Source organism: uncultured Nostoc sp., assembly GCF_937863485.1.
GTDB lineage: Bacteria > Cyanobacteriota > Cyanobacteriia > Cyanobacteriales > Nostocaceae > Nostoc.
On the sequence record NZ_CALMFY010000055.1, the window covers coordinates 1 to 15,438 of the forward strand.

Below are 15,438 nucleotides of genomic sequence, written 5' to 3' on the forward strand. Positions count from 1 at the left end.
AATTGACGATAGCGCAGCGTAAAGCCTGCGGCATGGCAACTCTTAGAGAGTCTGCATACCCTTTCCCTACGGGACGCTCTTGCGTTCGGGGATCTTGCTAGCAAGAGCGTCTCGTAGAGAGCGTCTTTTGGATTAAATTTCAATTCTTTAATCCAAAGTCGTTCGACTGAGCGTAGCCGTACCCTTACGGGGATCTTGCTACGCGTAGCGTTCCGCAGGAAAGTCTAAAATCTAAAATTCTTACTCCCCACTCCTCCCCTATCCTAAAAACAGCTTGTATGCTGGATTCTTGTTTTCATCCCAATAGCGATAGCCCAGGTTATCGAGAAAAGCTTGCCACTCTTTCATCTCGTGGGGGGGAACCTGGATACCAACAACGATTCGTCCGTAGTCTGCCCCGTTGTTGCGGTAATGAAAAAGACTAATATTCCAATTGGGACTGGTGGAAGTAACAAACTTCATCAATGCGCCGGGACGTTCGGGAAACTCAAAACGGTAGAGCAATTCATTGTGAGCCAAGGGAGAGTGCCCACCCACCATGTGCCGCAGATGTAATTTAGTTAGTTCGTCGTCTGTTAAATCAAGAGTTTTAAATCCTTGAGCTTCAAAGTTTTCTACCATCTTTGCAGCATCGGCCCGGTTTTGAATTTGCACACCTACAAAAATATGGGCCGTTTTTTCATGGGCAATGCGATAATTAAACTCGGTAAGATTACGGTTGCCAATACATTCACAAAACCGACGAATACTTCCCCGTTCCTCAGGAATTGTGACTGCAAAGATAGCTTCGCGGCGTTCGCCCAACTCTGCCCGTTCTGCCACAAAGCGGAGGCGATCAAAATTCATGTTTGCACCACAAGCTACAGCAATTAAGGTTTGTCCTTCGATTTGTTCTCGTTCTGCGTAAGCTTTGGCAGCTGCGATCGCCAATGCACCGGCTGGTTCTAGAATAGATCGCGTATCCTCAAACACGTCTTTAATCGCGGCACAAGTTTTGTCTGTATCCACCAGAATAATTTCATCTATATACTGCTGACATAAACGAAAGGTTTCTTCACCTACTTCTCGCACCGCCACGCCATCGGCAAATAACCCCACTTGGGACAAGCGCACCCGATGTCCGGCTTTTAGTGATTGAGACATCGCATCAGCATCTACTGGCTCAACCCCAATAATCTTGATTTCCGGACGCAACCGTTTCACATAAGCCCCAATCCCAGAAATTAATCCACCCCCTCCAATCGCTACAAAAATCGCATGGATGGGTTGCTGATATTGCCGTAAAATTTCCATCCCGATTGTTCCCTGTCCAGCAATTACATGGGGATCATCGAAAGGATGAATAAAGGTTAATCCTTTTTCTACTTCTAATTCACGGGCATAACTATAAGCATCGTCGTAGGTATTTCCATGCAACACGACTGCTCCGCCCCTCATTCTAACCGCATCTACCTTGACTTGGGGTGTGGTTATTGGCATGATGATAATCGCTTTGGTTCCCAAGCGCTGGGCTGCAAGGGCGACCCCCTGAGCATGGTTCCCCGCAGACGCGGCGATTACACCCAGCGCCAATATATCTGGTGGCAGTTGCACCATTTTGTTATAAGCACCCCGCAGTTTAAAGGAAAATACTGACTGCATATCCTCACGTTTCAGCAGTAGTTGATTATTTAGCCGCGCAGACAAATTTGGAGCATACTCCAGTGGTGTTTCCTGGGCAACATCGTACACACGGGCAGTTAGAATTTGGATGAGGTAGTCGCAATACATGGGTGTCAAGGTGTTAGCAAATGCCAGATGGAAATTAATTTTACGTTACAAGCGATCGCACTGATTTTATTTAATTGCACTAAGGCGAAATTTTGAGTGAATAAAATTTAAAAATTACTAATACTGTTTGAAGAGAAATAAGTTCAGTGATTGAAATTTTTTGGTGACTTCAAATTAAATGCGATCGCTGGTAGGTTGATTTTAAAAGAGTTTCGTCAACTGTCTGAGTATTTAGATCAACAGATGAGTATAGTGTTGCTTATGAACATAACTTCTCAATTCATGTTAAACTCTGTATAGAAGATTAAATTCGGCTATGTAGTTTGTTTTTATAGATAATTGTATTACAGACCTCTGCGGATCTCAATCTCTACACCCCCTGATTCTGGAGACATTATATGTCAATTTATGTCGGTAACCTAGCTTATGAGGTTAAAGAAGACGACCTCCGGCAAGTCTTTGCAGAATACGGAACGGTAAAAAATGTTCAATTGCCTATAGACCGAGAAACAGGTCGGATGAGAGGTTTCGGCTTTGTAGAAATGGAATCGGACGCACAAGAAACAGCAGCAATTGAAGCCCTTGATAACGCTGAGTGGATGGGTCGGAGCTTAAAAGTTAATAAAGCTAAACCCAAAACTGATGGAGGTTCCTCTGGTGGTAGACGAGGAAACTATAGTGGTGGTGGTGGTTCCTCTGGCCGCTATTAAGGTCTAAAATCAAGAATTTAACTCTAAGGTCTTGAGGGCAGACAAGGCGTCTGCCTTTTTTTTTGCGCTTCGGTTGACTGGAGTGCTTACCACCAATTAAGCCAATTTAGTAGGAATATAGTATGACCCAGATAATACCAGGCGAAAATGAAGGGATTGAATCAGCCTTACGTCGATTTAAGCGAGAAGTGTCCAAGGCGGGGATTTTCCCAGATATCAAGAAGCACCGTCACTTTGAAACGCCCCTGCAAAAGCTCAAACGCAAAACAATTGCCAAACACAAACAGCGGAAGAGAAGTTTCCGCAATTGATAATAAATGCCTTTTATGAACCCAGAAGTTAAACATATTGTTAGCGAACTAAGGCGTGAATTCTACTCTAGCTTTGCAACTGCTATGAATATGCCGGTGATCATAACTGGTACATCTTATAGTAGTAATTCACCGATCGCATCTTGGATGGATTATAGGGAAAGACTAAACTATGTAAATATATATGCTTATACAGCACCTGATGAATTTGTCCCATTCCGCCCATTCATTCTTCGACTGGCTATAAACAAGAGTGCTGGTAGAGTGACGACGTTCAGAAAAGGACAAGTCTGGCGAGGTCTTAATTTGGTGTGGGATTTCGAGTTAACTGTACTACCAAAAGAAATCTTAGACTTTCTTCCCTGGATAGTTAACTTAGTTGAGGCTCATGACAAAGGTTCATGCTTATTGCTACAATCACCACCTCATTCATTTGAATTAAAAGTGCCAGAGGTTGAATTCTTTAATAACGTATGGACTCAGAAAGCTTGGCTCCTTGCAAATTCGACAATATCCTAATGGTTGGTGCTAATCACTCTTTTAGCAACCGACTAAAAATATATGTGCTTGGGCTTTGTTTGCCCAATAAGAAATTAGCGACCCTACTTCGGGGAACGTTCCAAACCTTTGTAAATTTTTAAAACAAAATAGGCACCGTTGCACAAGTATTAGAGGGTTCTCCTGATTTGCTTGATAATCATGCTACTCGCGCGTTAATACCTGATAATTAATAAGGCAATCTACAGAGAGCAAAGATGCAGACTCTCCAACAACTCTCCCTCCCAAGCATGGGCTGCGGGACTTGGGCCTGGGGCAACCAACTGCTTTGGGGATATAACGAAAGTATGGATGACCAGTTGCAAGCCGTCTTTAACCTTTGTGTAAGCAACGCTGTGACTTTATTTGATACAGGTGATTCTTACGGAACAGGGAGATTGAATGGTCGCAGTGAGTTACTCTTGGGACGATTCAACCGAGAATATGTAGGTTCAGGTAAAGAAAATATTTGTATTGCTACTAAGCTTGCTGCTTACCCGTGGAGATGGACACGTCAGTCAATGGTAAAAGCTTGCAAATCATCTGCCCAACGCCTGGGAAGAAACGTAGATTTGGTACAGATGCACTGGTCTACAGCAAACTATGCTCCTTGGCAAGAGGGAGGGCTATTAGATGGTCTTGGCGATTTATATGAGCAAGGACTGGTTAAGGGAGTGGGACTATCTAATTATGGGCCTAAGCGGCTTAAGCAGGTACAGAAAAAGTTTGCTGAACGAGGCGTTCCGATTACTACTCTGCAAGTTCAATACTCTTTGTTGTCTACATATCCTGTCACTCAACTAAAGCTTAAAGACCTTTGTGATGAGTTGGGAATCAAATTGATTGCCTACAGCCCTCTAGCTTTGGGACTACTGACAGGAAAATACTCTAAGCAAGGCCCTTTGCCCAAAGGCATCCGAGGTCTGCTGTTTAGGCAGATATTACCAGGAATGCGATCGCTTTTGGCATGTATCCAAGAGGTAGCACAGTCTAGAAACAAAACTATGTCACAGGTAGCAATTAATTGGTGCATCTGTAAAGGAACCATTCCTATTCCTGGAGCAAAGAGCGTCGAACAGGCAAGGGAGAATATTGGTGCATTGGGTTGGCAATTAGACGGCAATGAGATTGCAGAGTTGGATAGGGCGGCGATGAATGCAGACAAAAAAATGGTACAAAATATCTTTCAAACTAAGTAAAATTTCAACGTTGCTGAATTTGAATATGAATAATTGCAAAAACTTGGTTTAAGTCTGAGAAGAAAAATACTTAGATTTTACAGAAATTCAAACATAAATATCTTAATTATGTCTGATTAACTAGTAATTTATATTACTAGTTTTCGATTAAAATACAGTGCTATTTTAGCAAGTATCTTGTCAAAAATAGCTTTTATCGTAACCTTTCAGGGGGCAGAAGGGCGATCGTCAAATAGAACGACTCCTAATCTGGTAATGTGAGATTTATAGCAAGACCGTCGAACTCACGTTACTTTATATAGTTAGTACAAGATATAAATTTTATAATATCATCCTTTAGCTAGATACTACAATATATCGCTCAATTTACTGTAGTTTAAAATTACTTGGTACAGACTAAAGGTTAAGTGAGGTATTGAAGCAAAAACAGGCTAAGACATTCTTTAGCCAAAAAATTCCCACACTCAAGCACCATGATTAAGCATTCAAATAAATTGAGCAAATTAAGGATATCTCACTGTAAACCCTATCTAAGTTAAAAGTTAAAAGAACCTATGAGCCAGTCAAATAGTTCAACAGATAATAATTCAACTGCCAACAGCAACGCAACACCAGCAGAATCTCGTAAGACAAAAAAAGCGGCAGCAAAGATTACAACCGAATATGCCGAGGAAATGGCACCTGAAAAAATCGTTGTAGACGAGCCACCGCCTAAACCAGACTATCCTCGCTACCGAGTTCACCCCGGACAGCCCATCACCTTGGCTAATTTCGATCCAAATGCCTGTGAGGGCTACAAGAAAAAGAAGCATGTTGAGGAAGAATTGGAAAAGCAGCGTCAACGGTTGCAAAATTTGCAAGAACGGTTATATGCTGAACACCATCGCAGTTTGCTAATCGTGCTGCAAGCGATGGACACCGGGGGTAAAGATGGTACCATCAAACATGTATTCGGTGGTCTTAACCCACAAGGCTGTCAGGTTTGGTCATTCAAAAAGCCCAGCGATGAAGAATTAAGCCATGATTTTCTTTGGCGCTACCACCAGCGGGCACCACAACGGGGGATGATTAGCATCTTCAATCGCTCTCATTACGAAGATGTGTTAATTGTGCGAGTCAAACAGCTAGTACCAGAGGATATTTGGCGCGATCGCTATCAGTTGATTAACGAGTTTGAGCATATGCTGACACTCAACAACATTGCTGTTATCAAGTTTTTTCTTCACATTTCTAAAGATGAACAAAAACGGCGCTTGGAAAGTCGGTTAGAAGATCCAGATAAGCATTGGAAGTTTTCCAGCAACGATTTAAAAGAGCGGGTACTGTGGGATGACTACCAAGTGGCATTTGAGGAGATGATTAACAATTGCTCGACTGCTCATGCTCCCTGGTATGTCATACCTGCAAACAATAAGTGGTATCGTAACTTGGTAGTAGCTCGAACGATCGCAGACACTTTAGAGGCAATCAACCCGCAATTTCCACCAGCAGAAAAGGGTTTAGAAAATATTGTGGTTCCAGATTAAAGTAAGAAATTACCAAAGTACAGCATTTCATGAATTTATTGCGAATTAAATTTGGCAATACTTTGTTAAGTGGATAGGCATAAATAAACAATACTTTGTAGTAAGCATTAAAGTGAAAATCCTTACCCTGAATACTGCGCGATGGCTACGGCGGTTACGCTATCGCACATTATTATTGTTGATTACTTAAGCAAACCGCACCTAAGTCCAATCGCCTCCAGGCGTGATCATTAAAGAGCAAAAGCCAAGTCACTTTCAATTAACTTGGCACCTGTTAGGTTAGCCCCACTCAAATTGCAGAAGTTAAAATTTGCCCCTCTTAAGTCTGCTAATGCTAGATTAGCTCCTCTTAGGTCTGCATCTGTGAGGTTAACTTCACCTAAGTTAGCGCTACTTAAATTAGCCCCCCTCAGTGAAGCTTGTTGCAGGTTTGCCTTGGTTAGGTTTGTCCTCATTAAATATGCCTTACTCAGGTCGGCTCCACTTAAATTAGCTTCACTTAGGTCTGCTGCTGTTAAATCAGCTTTACTTAGATTGGCTTGACTTAAGTCTGCCAAACTCAACTTTGCATAACTTAGGTTAATTTCACTCAGCTTTACTGATGCAAGTACTGCACACCTCAAATTAGCATTAATAAAATTTCTTTCTCCCATTGCATAACGGCGTAAAAGTTCATCAGTTGTTACTCTGTCTAAAACAGCTTTTGATGCGCCTTGATAACACCATGTAGCTTCTAATAGTTTGGCCGCAGTATTAACAGCTACCTGATCACATTTAGCTATGATCACACCATTGCAGCCATCCCATTGACCGTTAAGTATAAAGGCAATCTCATTAGCGGCAGCAATTGAGTCAAATAGTAAAATAGATTCCTTGTGCCGTTTTAACCAGCTATTCCAACCAATTGAGATAATATTTTTCATTTTTATAAGTGTTTGGCACGTTAAGTGACGATTACGGCTTTAACTTCCAGATATTAATAAACTCTAGGTTACTCTACCTCTGTCTTAAGTTATTTATTCAAGGTTAGTTCCAGTGACACAAAAGGCTGGACTTCGTTTTTCAAGACTACTTCTTTTGTGCGCCAGTTTATGACAGGGCGCTGCACAAAGACCTACAACACTGATGCAGCCCATTTACAGCGCTCTGTCACAAAGGAGTTACAATCGGCTTAACTACAAATACAAGAACTTAGTTCTAAACAGTTGAGTCTGAGCGTTCTATTTGTTGCCGAATGGTATCAATAGAAGCATTAACGCCAGCCAGTTTGGACTCTAAATCATCTCGCATCCAAATCAAGAATTTTAATTTCCGCTCTAAGCCAGCTTTGCGCGAAATGGGTTCGCTTCCATAACAGGGATTACCCCAAAAAGGAAACATAGTTTACCTCTGTATTTAGCTTTTGTAACAGTGCAATGTATTGCACTACTACACTACATTATGACTAATCACAATCAGACTGGTGTGTGTAACAACCGACCTAAATTGGACGTGCTTAACGAACTTTGCTAAAAGTTATCTATTGAACTAGCAGAGGTATTTGACCATACTGCTATCAATTCTTTGCATTCCTGTGTTAAGAAAAAGGTGAAGTGGCGGCAGCACTTCAAATGAACACAGAAAGATTCTGCCAATTTGGCATTACAAGTCTCTGAATTGCCGTTTAAATGAGATATCAAGAGAACGGAATAGCCCAAAGGTTACACGAGGAATAGTTTACCCTATGCCTCAGTAGCTCCACAAATCGCCAGTTGTTGACCCAACGCTGTAGAATCACTTCTTAGGCAACTTACAGCGCTCGGTCATCGCTTCTCTACAACTGGCTAGTAATGTACTAGAAAACACATAGCAATTGAGCAGTCTATCTACTGCTTAGATTTGGCAGACATCCCTTGGCATATTTCCTTACTTGAATCAAGAGGATGAAGGGCGATGCCTACGGCGGTAAACTACGCACCCCATAAAATGGGAACCCTGTTATATAATAGCGTTCCTCATTGCCATGAAATTATTAAATTTTCTCAAATCCAAACTAGCTATTACAGCTTTAGCGATCGCAGTAAACATCACTGTCATTAATGTCCATTCTTCCAGTTCAAATCCTCCCATTGTCAAGAGTAGAATTACTCAGTCCCAATCACATATTCAACTTGTTCACACACTGACAGGCCATAAAAAAGTGACTTTTGGTGTTCGAGCAATTGTGATTAGCCCAGATGGGCAAACCCTGATTAGTGGAGGTAGAGATGATACTATTAAATTCTGGAATCTCCGGACTGGAAAATTACTGCGTAGTTTAGATGCTCACTCAGATGGTGTTACTTCAATTGCTATTAGTCCAGATGGCAAGCTGCTTGTAAGTGGTGGAATAACCACCCCAACAATGAAGGTTTGGGATTTACGCACTCAATTAATGCTTAACATCGAAAGTGGACATACGCTGCCAGTAGAAACCGTTGCTATTAGTTCAGATGATAGATTGATTGTTAGTGGCAGTGATGATCACAGAATCAAGCTTTGGGATTTACACACGCTTAAGTTGCTTAATACCATTGCTGCACACTCAGATTATGTGAGTAAGGTTACAATTAGCCCTGATATACAAACCCTTGTTAGTACTGGGGGTGGCGATGACAATACAATTAGGCTAATTGATCTGCGAACTAAAAAAACGCGCCATGTTCTCAAAGGACATAAAACCGGAGTTGATGCTATTGCCATTACTCCAGATAGCAAAAAGCTCGTCACTGGCAGTTTTGGTCAATTAGTTTCTCGAAATCGTGCAATTAGTACCCTGAAGTTATGGAATCTTCAAACTGGAAAACTACTGCATGAGTTTCCTGACAATTTTAGTTCAGTTGAATCTCTTACCATCAGCCCCGATGGAAAAATTCTGATCTGCGGCAATTTTGATGGCAGTATTAAACTGTGGAGCTTAGAGACTTTAAAATTGTTGCACACCTTTCAGGATGGTTCCAGTTCTGTTTTAGCGGTTGCTCTTAGCCCAGATGGTAAAACCCTCGCTAGTAGCAATGAGGATAGTACTATTCATATTTGGCAAATTAACTAATACCAATTCGCTATATGGAATTGAGGTTTTCCAAAACCTGTAAAAAGTAAGATTACCTACAGATGGAAATTTAAAAGAACCTACACAATATATTTTTTGTGGCTCTAACCCAAGCGTATTGTGTCAAAAACGACGTAGGCATAATTTGTGAATTGTGCCTACCAAGAATTTTGGGCAACGCATAATTAATTTCAACAGATGTCTAATAAGCAAAAAGATATATTGCTTTCTCAAAATGCTTAATTGCTTACTAATTTCGGTAGATTTAGCTAGTAAAAAAGCATATTACTTTCTCAAAATGCTTGATTGCTTTCTAATTTCGGTAGATTCAGCAAGTAAAAAGGCATATTGCTTTCTCAAAATGCTTGATTGCTTTCTGATTTCAGTAGATTCAGCAAGTAAAAAGGCATATTGCTTTCTTAAAATGCTTAATTGCTTTCTCATTTCGGTATATCACGTATTCATTCCAGTAAATTCAGTAAGCAAAAAGGCATATTGCTTTCTCAAAATACTTGATTGCTTACTCATTTCGGTAGATTTAGCAAGCAAAAAGGCATATTGCTTTTTCAAAAGCTTGATTGCTTACTCATTTCGGTATATTGCACATTCATGACAACGATCGCTATGTAACAAAAACCATTGCAGAATTGCCGGAGTTCTCTCAAGCGGATCAATACGGAAGTTTTTTAAAGTAAAGAATATTAACCGTACTAGATTACAAGGCTCAGATCATGGCTCGCAGAAAAAGAACCTCTCAGGTGTTAGAAAAAGCAGCGCGTCGTGCTGCTGGTATCAACTCAATTGATCCGAATTTAAATGTAGGTAATGGACTCACCCTACCGGCATTCTCAACCCTAATTGAGACGATGCGAACTAGAGAGAATTTATACAACACTGCTCTTTCCAACCTTGATAAGATGTACCATGACATGCTCCAAACAGAGCGCGAGTTGGCAGATATGGCAGAGCATATGCTGTTGGGAGTTGCTACTCAATATGGTAAAAGCAGTGTGGAGTACGGCATGGCAGGAGGTGTTCCTAAGAACCAGCGCCACAAGGGACTACGAGGTGAGTCACCAGTTCCCAGTTCACAGCAACCCTCATTCATTGCCAGTGTGAACGGCAGCGGCAGCAAAAATGGCAACAAAGCAGCTATGACAAGTTAGCTTGAGCATTTTTCTTTTGAGAATGCCTATAGACTGAGGCTTCATCAAAAATTATTCTGACTTATTGTCATTCATTACCGATGCCATTGCACCTGGGAACAAGTGATAAGTGTTACCGTCTGATACTTGTTTGGGAATACTTTTATAGGAGTGATCAGGAAGGCGATCGCCCTAACACTTTCAATTTAAATGTACTTTATCACCTTACAATCACTCCTATTTTACAAAAAATATTGTATTAATACTCACTAATATACCAGGAGCAAACAAGATGGGATTCATTGAAGATATTACCAAGCTGTCTGAACAAGTGCGTAAGCGGGCTGACCAAGTTGTTGGTGAAGAAGCGACTAAGATGGCACTGATTGTTCCTTTTTTGAGTGCTCTTGGCTACGATGTCTATGACCCTAGTGAAGTAATGCCGGAATACGTGGCAGATTTTGCTATTAAAAAAGCAGGGCAGTTTGAAAAGGTAGATTACGCCTTAGCTATTAACAATAATATAGTTATGCTCGTAGAGGCAAAAGCCCGTGGTCAAAAAGCTGAAGCACATGATGGACAATTGAGCCGCTATTTTAATGGACTTTTGACAACAAAAGTAGCTATCGTCACTAATGGGGTTGAGTACCGTTTCTTTACAGACTTGCGTGATAAAAATGTCATGGACAAGGAGCCATTTTTTAGTTTTAACATCTTGGAATATGATGTCAAAGATATTGATAACCTCAAATTTTTTCACCGTGATAACTTTGATGTTACAGCTATTACCAACTATGCTGAAGAAATGGTTTATGTAAAAGGTATGACTCACCTTCTAGGAAATCTTTTACGTTCTCCTTCTGAAGAATTTGTTCGCTTCTTAGTAGCTGAACTCGGTACAGTTGCCCCTAGTTATGAAATTAAAGGTCGAATGACTGGTAAAGTTATTGATAAATTTAAACCAATTGTTAAAAAGTCGATTCAGGGAAGTTTAGTAGAGTTAATGACTCGCTCACTTAGCCAAGAAATAACTCAGCCTGTTGAACTTGAAGTAGAACAAGAGATTGAAGAAGAGGATAAACAGCAGGAATCTCAAGAATCAACGAAAATAGTAACAACTGCTGAAGAAATCGAAGCCTTTGAAAAAATTAAAGCAATTACGCGAACCTCAAAAAGTTACAATTTTGAACTCCAATACAAGGATACTGCTTCATACTTTGGTATCAATCTTGTTGGCAAAACTACCTGGTGGTTTCTGAGACTATATCTATCTTCGCAGAAAAAAAGTTTTATTACTCGTTTAAGTGTAGATGAAGTAAAGTCTCTAGCTTCAAATTTTGAAGTACAGGAAGTAACAGCTTCTGTGGGGGATGCCACATCGAAAGTAATTATTTCCTCTGTCAGTGATTTCGATAAGTTGACATCACTGATTCTCAGATGTTACGAGGCAGAAGCAGCCAAGCATCAAACATTCACCCCAGATGTAATCAGAATGGAAAAATCAGCTTAACTCGGTGTAATTGCTTTTACTAGCAGCATTAGTTACATCGGCTATCACTGCACAAGAAAACTACTACCATCAACTGGGACTAAGAGACAGAATTCTTAACTTCCCGTTGATGGTCGCAGTGGTGCTAACACTGTTATGGCCAAATGTGGCGGAAGTTACAGAACTGACAAGAATGTTAGCCTTGATTGGACCAACAACAGTACTACACCCGGCATCCTCCGACACCATCAGCCAGCATTAGGTGATGCGCTGGTTAGTTACTCGTCATCCCAGTTATCATCTTATACATATTCAAAAAAGGGCATTTTTAGACAGGCTATATGAGTTGATTTTAATTATGCTCCTGAATTGTAGGCTTGATTGAGTTTGGTGGCTGACTCTTCTAATAAGCGTTGTTCATCAGCATTTCTTGGTAACACCAGTTGGCGCTCAATACCTATTGAGCTAATGATACATGGAAGTCCAAGAACAATATCACTGTCAATTCCATAGTTAGAATCTGCTCTCACGGATACTGGAAATATTTGCTTTTCATCTTGCAGGATGGAATCAACTAACTGACAAACTACCGTTGATATACCATAGCTAGTATTTCCTTTACGTTCAGTAATACTATAGCTTCGCTTACGCGTTAACTCTGTGTACTCTTGCTGAATTTGTTCCAGTTTTTCTCCTTGTGGTATGGGAAATTCAGTTAACGGAATTCCCCCAATGAATGCATTAGACCAAACAACAAATTCACTGTCTCCATGCTCTCCAATCACATAAACATGAACGTCTTGAAGGGCAACATTCAGCCGCTTACCAAGTTGATATCTCAGTCTAGCAGTATCAAGAACGGTTCCCGAACCGAAAATTAGGTTTTCTGCTCTCGTGGAACTGGCGATCGCAATCCGCGTTAGTACATCCACTGGATTGCTAACGATAAGTACGATTGAATTCGGTGCAACTCGATCCAATTCTTTCATCGTCGAACGCATAATCTCTGCATTGTCGCTCAATATATCTAATCGGGTCTGTCCTTGTTTTTGCCGCACCCCAACAGTCACGACAATAATATCAGAATCCGCTAAATCTTCATACTGGTTTGATGCTATAATCTCCATCTCTTGAAGTAGGGGAATGCTGTCTCCAATATCCCATGCTTGCCCCTCAGCTTTTGATAAAGTTCGGTCAAAAAGGACGACTGTTACACATTTACGGAGTAGCACTAAAGCATTTGCTATGTTTGCACCCACATTCCCCGCACCAATAATACCGACCTTGGATGTTTTGCTACTCATGATTATATTTCACCTTTTTTGTAACTGAATCAATAAGTATATATTAACTCCAGCTAGTTAGTCCGGAGTGCTATTCTGCAAATATAATTTTTGAAATATAGTATAAAATAGTACTTTTTTATCTTGACTAAAATTTTATAGCAATCCTAAATCATTTGTGATAAATTACCAGATTCATTCAGCTTAGAGAGGTAAAAATTTGGACTATTGATTGCTAGGTCGAATAATGCTTTAACTACAGAAAAAGAATAATCTAAAAAATAGAACTCTTTGTTAAAAATTTGATTCGTAAAAGTTTAGTAGAGTTAATGACTCGCTCACTTAGTCAAGAAATAACTCAGCCTGTTGAAGTGAAAATAGAACAAGAGATTGAAGAAGATAAACAAGAATCTCAAGAATCAAAGCTACTAACAACTGCTGAATAAATTGAAGCCTTTAAAAAAATTAAAGCAATTACCAAACTACAAGGAGTTAAATTTTGAACCCGAATACAAGGATACTGTTTCATCCTCTGCTATCAATCTTGTTGGCAAAAGTACAGCCAAGTAAATCCTGTGAACGTTTACAATAAAAGCGTCTAAATAATATTACAGAGGGAAATTGATGACAGGTGAATTTGATGGCAAAGTCGCGATTGTTACAGGTGGGAGTTCGGGAATTGGTAAGGCGACAGCGATCGCTTTTGGCAAAGCAGGCGCAAAAGTCGTCGTTGCGGCTCGTCGAGACTCCGAAGGTGAAGAAACGGTGAATCTAATTAAACAAGCTGGGAGTGAAGCCTTGTTTGTTAAAACAGATGTCGCCCAAGTATCTGAGGTGGAAGCACTTGTGAGCAAGACGGTAGAAACCTACGGTCGCCTAGATTTTGCATTCAACAATGCTGGTATTGATGGTGGGAACGCTCCTCTCCACGAACAATCGCTTGAACAGTTTGATCAACTTATAGCAGTCAATGTACGCGGATTATTCCTGTGCATGAAGTATGAAATTGCCCAAATGCTTCGGACTGGAGGAGGCGTGATTGTCAACAATTCTTCGATGGGTGGACTTATAGCCTTCCCCCGCATTGGACCATATCATGCAAGCAAGCACGCTGTTATGGGGTTAACAAAGTCAGCAGCCCTTGATTATGCCAAATTGGATATCCGGATTAATGCTGTTAACCCTGGCATTATTAATACAGATTTGATTGTTCGGATGGCAGAGAAAATGGGTGATGCTGAATCTGCAAGTCAACAGTTGACAACAATGGTTCCAATGGGACGAATGGGCAAACCTGAAGAAATAGCTTCGACTGTACTTTTCTTATGTTCAGAAGCTGCTTCCTATATAACTGGTCAGTCTCTGGTTGTAGATGGCGGTTATATAGCGACGTGAGTAGTCGTTTATGAAAGAGAAAAACGTGGAAAAAATAGCAGTTCATTTTAATTGGACTTTACAAACAGCGAGAGACTGTGAAGTTCGATAGATATGAGGGGCGATATCACCAAAAAATCAAGCCGAGTTCAGAAACCACTCAAAATAGCTAATCTCTGGGACTACACCCATTCTGACTGGTAAAACCGAAACTCCTAGTCCACGCGATACGTACAAGGCGATCGCCCCATCTCGATACCAACCACTGACATAACGTCCGCTACCAGGTGGACGTAAAGGAGCAAAGCCAAATAATGATAATTGTCCGCCATGAGTATGTCCTGATAACATATATTGTGGTTTGTATTGTGTTATCTTTGCTAACTCATCACTTGAAAATGAATCTCGATATGCTGGTGAGTGGGCAAGTAATAAATGGTTTTGTTGAGGGCGAAGACCTTGGAGTGATTTGATTAAATCGGGTTTGCTGACTAAATCATCTAATCCCGTGATTAATATAGAGCGATCACCATAGTTATGTAAAATGCTTTCATTAACTAATAAACGGCAATTATAAGTGGCATAGATTTTTGTCAAACGTTTTAAATCAATACCTGCCCAGTATTCCCAATTACCCATAATTGCATACTTAGCTGTTTGCTTGTCAAGGAGCGACAAAAAGCGATCAAATCCATCAAGCTGTTCGACTTTATCAATCGAATCTCCAGTAAAGAGTACAACATCTGGGTTAAGTTTATTAACTTGTTCGGCAATATGTTGTGCCCGATTGTTAAATTTTTTGAGATGGAGGTCGCTGATTTGGACAATCTTGAAACTATTATTGTTAGAAGCGAATTGTTGATTTAGTTGATGACGTGTGACGACAAAACGATTCGGCTCAATGATAAAAGCATACAGAATCAGTAAACAAAAGCTAACAGTGGTGGCAAGTAAAATAAATAGGCGCTTTCTTTTATTCTTTTTTGTTACCATTAGTTGAAATCTTTCTGAAATTATCTAAAAA

At 40.4% G+C, this 15,438-nt stretch carries 14 protein-coding genes and 2 pseudogenes; 10 read left to right on the plus strand and 6 right to left on the minus strand.

The genetic code is table 11. The features are described 5' to 3' along the window. Positions 1-258: 258 nt before the first annotated feature. On the minus strand, positions 259-1,770 hold the full coding sequence (ilvA, locus tag Q0541_RS07825; RefSeq protein ID WP_298907847.1) for a threonine ammonia-lyase, biosynthetic: 1,512 nt from the start codon (positions 1,768-1,770) through the stop codon (positions 259-261). Between the two features lie 398 nt (positions 1,771-2,168). On the opposite strand from ilvA, the gene Q0541_RS07830 reads away from it, so the two are divergent. The 5 genes from Q0541_RS07830 (at position 2,169) to Q0541_RS07850 (ending at position 6,053) form a co-directional block, all read left to right on the plus strand. Continuing rightward, positions 2,169-2,480: an RNA-binding protein gene (locus Q0541_RS07830; protein ID WP_298907849.1), complete on the plus strand. Its 312-nt coding sequence runs from the start codon at positions 2,169-2,171 to the stop codon at positions 2,478-2,480. A gap of 122 nt (positions 2,481-2,602) precedes the next feature. Continuing rightward, positions 2,603-2,791, plus strand: coding sequence for a 30S ribosomal protein S21 (rpsU, locus tag Q0541_RS07835; RefSeq protein WP_298907851.1), 189 nt, complete (start codon positions 2,603-2,605; stop codon positions 2,789-2,791). Between the two features lie 15 nt (positions 2,792-2,806). Further along, positions 2,807-3,310: a hypothetical protein gene (locus Q0541_RS07840; protein WP_298907854.1), complete on the plus strand. Its 504-nt coding sequence runs from the start codon at positions 2,807-2,809 to the stop codon at positions 3,308-3,310. 236 nt (positions 3,311-3,546) lie between these two features. Beyond that, entirely contained in the window at positions 3,547-4,527 is a 981-nt protein-coding gene (locus Q0541_RS07845; protein WP_298907857.1) for an aldo/keto reductase, read from the plus strand. A 554-nt stretch (positions 4,528-5,081) separates the two neighbouring features. Continuing rightward, positions 5,082-6,053, plus strand: coding sequence for a polyphosphate kinase 2 family protein (locus tag Q0541_RS07850; protein ID WP_298907861.1), 972 nt, complete (start codon positions 5,082-5,084; stop codon positions 6,051-6,053). Positions 6,054-6,283: 230 nt separating this feature from the next. Here the strand turns inward: Q0541_RS07850 and Q0541_RS07855 are convergent, their stop codons facing one another. Together Q0541_RS07855 and Q0541_RS07860 are read right to left on the minus strand one after the other, a co-directional pair. Next, complete coding sequence (locus Q0541_RS07855) at positions 6,284-6,976, minus strand: pentapeptide repeat-containing protein (protein ID WP_298907863.1); 693 nt, start codon at positions 6,974-6,976, stop codon at positions 6,284-6,286. Positions 6,977-7,250: 274 nt separating this feature from the next. Then, positions 7,251-7,433 (minus strand): hypothetical protein, encoded by a 183-nt coding sequence (locus tag Q0541_RS07860; protein ID WP_273767515.1) that lies wholly within the window; start codon positions 7,431-7,433, stop codon positions 7,251-7,253. A gap of 622 nt (positions 7,434-8,055) precedes the next feature. Between Q0541_RS07860 and Q0541_RS07865 the strand changes: the two genes are divergently transcribed. From Q0541_RS07865 to Q0541_RS07880, 4 genes and pseudogenes are all read left to right on the plus strand, one after another. Continuing rightward, positions 8,056-9,123, plus strand: a complete 1,068-nt coding sequence (locus Q0541_RS07865) for a WD40 repeat domain-containing protein (RefSeq protein WP_298907872.1) — start codon at positions 8,056-8,058, stop codon at positions 9,121-9,123. 731 nt (positions 9,124-9,854) lie between these two features. Continuing rightward, on the plus strand, positions 9,855-10,289 hold the full coding sequence (locus tag Q0541_RS07870) for a hypothetical protein (protein WP_298907875.1): 435 nt from the start codon (positions 9,855-9,857) through the stop codon (positions 10,287-10,289). Positions 10,290-10,560: 271 nt separating this feature from the next. Continuing rightward, positions 10,561-11,778, plus strand: a complete 1,218-nt coding sequence (locus Q0541_RS07875) for a type I restriction endonuclease (protein ID WP_298907878.1) — start codon at positions 10,561-10,563, stop codon at positions 11,776-11,778. A 10-nt stretch (positions 11,779-11,788) separates the two neighbouring features. Continuing rightward, a pseudogene (locus Q0541_RS07880) lies at positions 11,789-11,959 on the plus strand (IS4 family transposase); the annotation flags it as partial. Between the two features lie 154 nt (positions 11,960-12,113). Here the strand turns inward: Q0541_RS07880 and Q0541_RS07885 are convergent. Beyond that, entirely contained in the window at positions 12,114-13,061 is a 948-nt protein-coding gene (locus Q0541_RS07885) for an L-lactate dehydrogenase (RefSeq protein ID WP_298907881.1), read from the minus strand. A 146-nt stretch (positions 13,062-13,207) separates the two neighbouring features. Beyond that, positions 13,208-13,330: pseudogene (locus Q0541_RS07890) on the minus strand (IS630 family transposase); the annotation flags it as partial. A gap of 334 nt (positions 13,331-13,664) precedes the next feature. Between Q0541_RS07890 and Q0541_RS07895 the strand changes: the two are divergent. Next, positions 13,665-14,435 carry an SDR family oxidoreductase gene (locus Q0541_RS07895; RefSeq protein ID WP_298907884.1) on the plus strand — a complete coding sequence of 257 codons (771 nt, stop codon included), beginning with the start codon at positions 13,665-13,667 and terminating at the stop codon, positions 14,433-14,435. Between the two features lie 117 nt (positions 14,436-14,552). Here Q0541_RS07895 and Q0541_RS07900 read toward each other — a convergent pair whose 3' ends face one another. Then, positions 14,553-15,407 (minus strand): metallophosphoesterase, encoded by an 855-nt coding sequence (locus tag Q0541_RS07900; protein WP_298907886.1) that lies wholly within the window; start codon positions 15,405-15,407, stop codon positions 14,553-14,555. Positions 15,408-15,438 lie beyond the last annotated feature (31 nt).

What these genes read in the sequence shown, in the direction of transcription:
- ilvA (WP_298907847.1), bottom strand. Translation starts at nt 1,770, where the DNA reads ATGTATTGCGACTACCTCATCCAAATTCTAACTGCCCGTGTGTACGAT.
- Q0541_RS07830 (WP_298907849.1), top strand. Translation starts at nt 2,169, where the DNA reads ATGTCAATTTATGTCGGTAACCTAGCTTATGAGGTTAAAGAAGACGAC.
- rpsU (WP_298907851.1), top strand. Translation starts at nt 2,603, where the DNA reads ATGACCCAGATAATACCAGGCGAAAATGAAGGGATTGAATCAGCCTTA.
- Q0541_RS07840 (WP_298907854.1), top strand. Translation starts at nt 2,807, where the DNA reads ATGAACCCAGAAGTTAAACATATTGTTAGCGAACTAAGGCGTGAATTC.
- Q0541_RS07845 (WP_298907857.1), top strand. Translation starts at nt 3,547, where the DNA reads ATGCAGACTCTCCAACAACTCTCCCTCCCAAGCATGGGCTGCGGGACT.
- Q0541_RS07850 (WP_298907861.1), top strand. Translation starts at nt 5,082, where the DNA reads ATGAGCCAGTCAAATAGTTCAACAGATAATAATTCAACTGCCAACAGC.
- Q0541_RS07855 (WP_298907863.1), bottom strand. Translation starts at nt 6,976, where the DNA reads ATGAAAAATATTATCTCAATTGGTTGGAATAGCTGGTTAAAACGGCAC.
- Q0541_RS07860 (WP_273767515.1), bottom strand. Translation starts at nt 7,433, where the DNA reads ATGTTTCCTTTTTGGGGTAATCCCTGTTATGGAAGCGAACCCATTTCG.
- Q0541_RS07865 (WP_298907872.1), top strand. Translation starts at nt 8,056, where the DNA reads ATGAAATTATTAAATTTTCTCAAATCCAAACTAGCTATTACAGCTTTA.
- Q0541_RS07870 (WP_298907875.1), top strand. Translation starts at nt 9,855, where the DNA reads ATGGCTCGCAGAAAAAGAACCTCTCAGGTGTTAGAAAAAGCAGCGCGT.
- Q0541_RS07875 (WP_298907878.1), top strand. Translation starts at nt 10,561, where the DNA reads ATGGGATTCATTGAAGATATTACCAAGCTGTCTGAACAAGTGCGTAAG.
- Q0541_RS07885 (WP_298907881.1), bottom strand. Translation starts at nt 13,061, where the DNA reads ATGAGTAGCAAAACATCCAAGGTCGGTATTATTGGTGCGGGGAATGTG.
- Q0541_RS07895 (WP_298907884.1), top strand. Translation starts at nt 13,665, where the DNA reads ATGACAGGTGAATTTGATGGCAAAGTCGCGATTGTTACAGGTGGGAGT.
- Q0541_RS07900 (WP_298907886.1), bottom strand. Translation starts at nt 15,407, where the DNA reads ATGGTAACAAAAAAGAATAAAAGAAAGCGCCTATTTATTTTACTTGCC.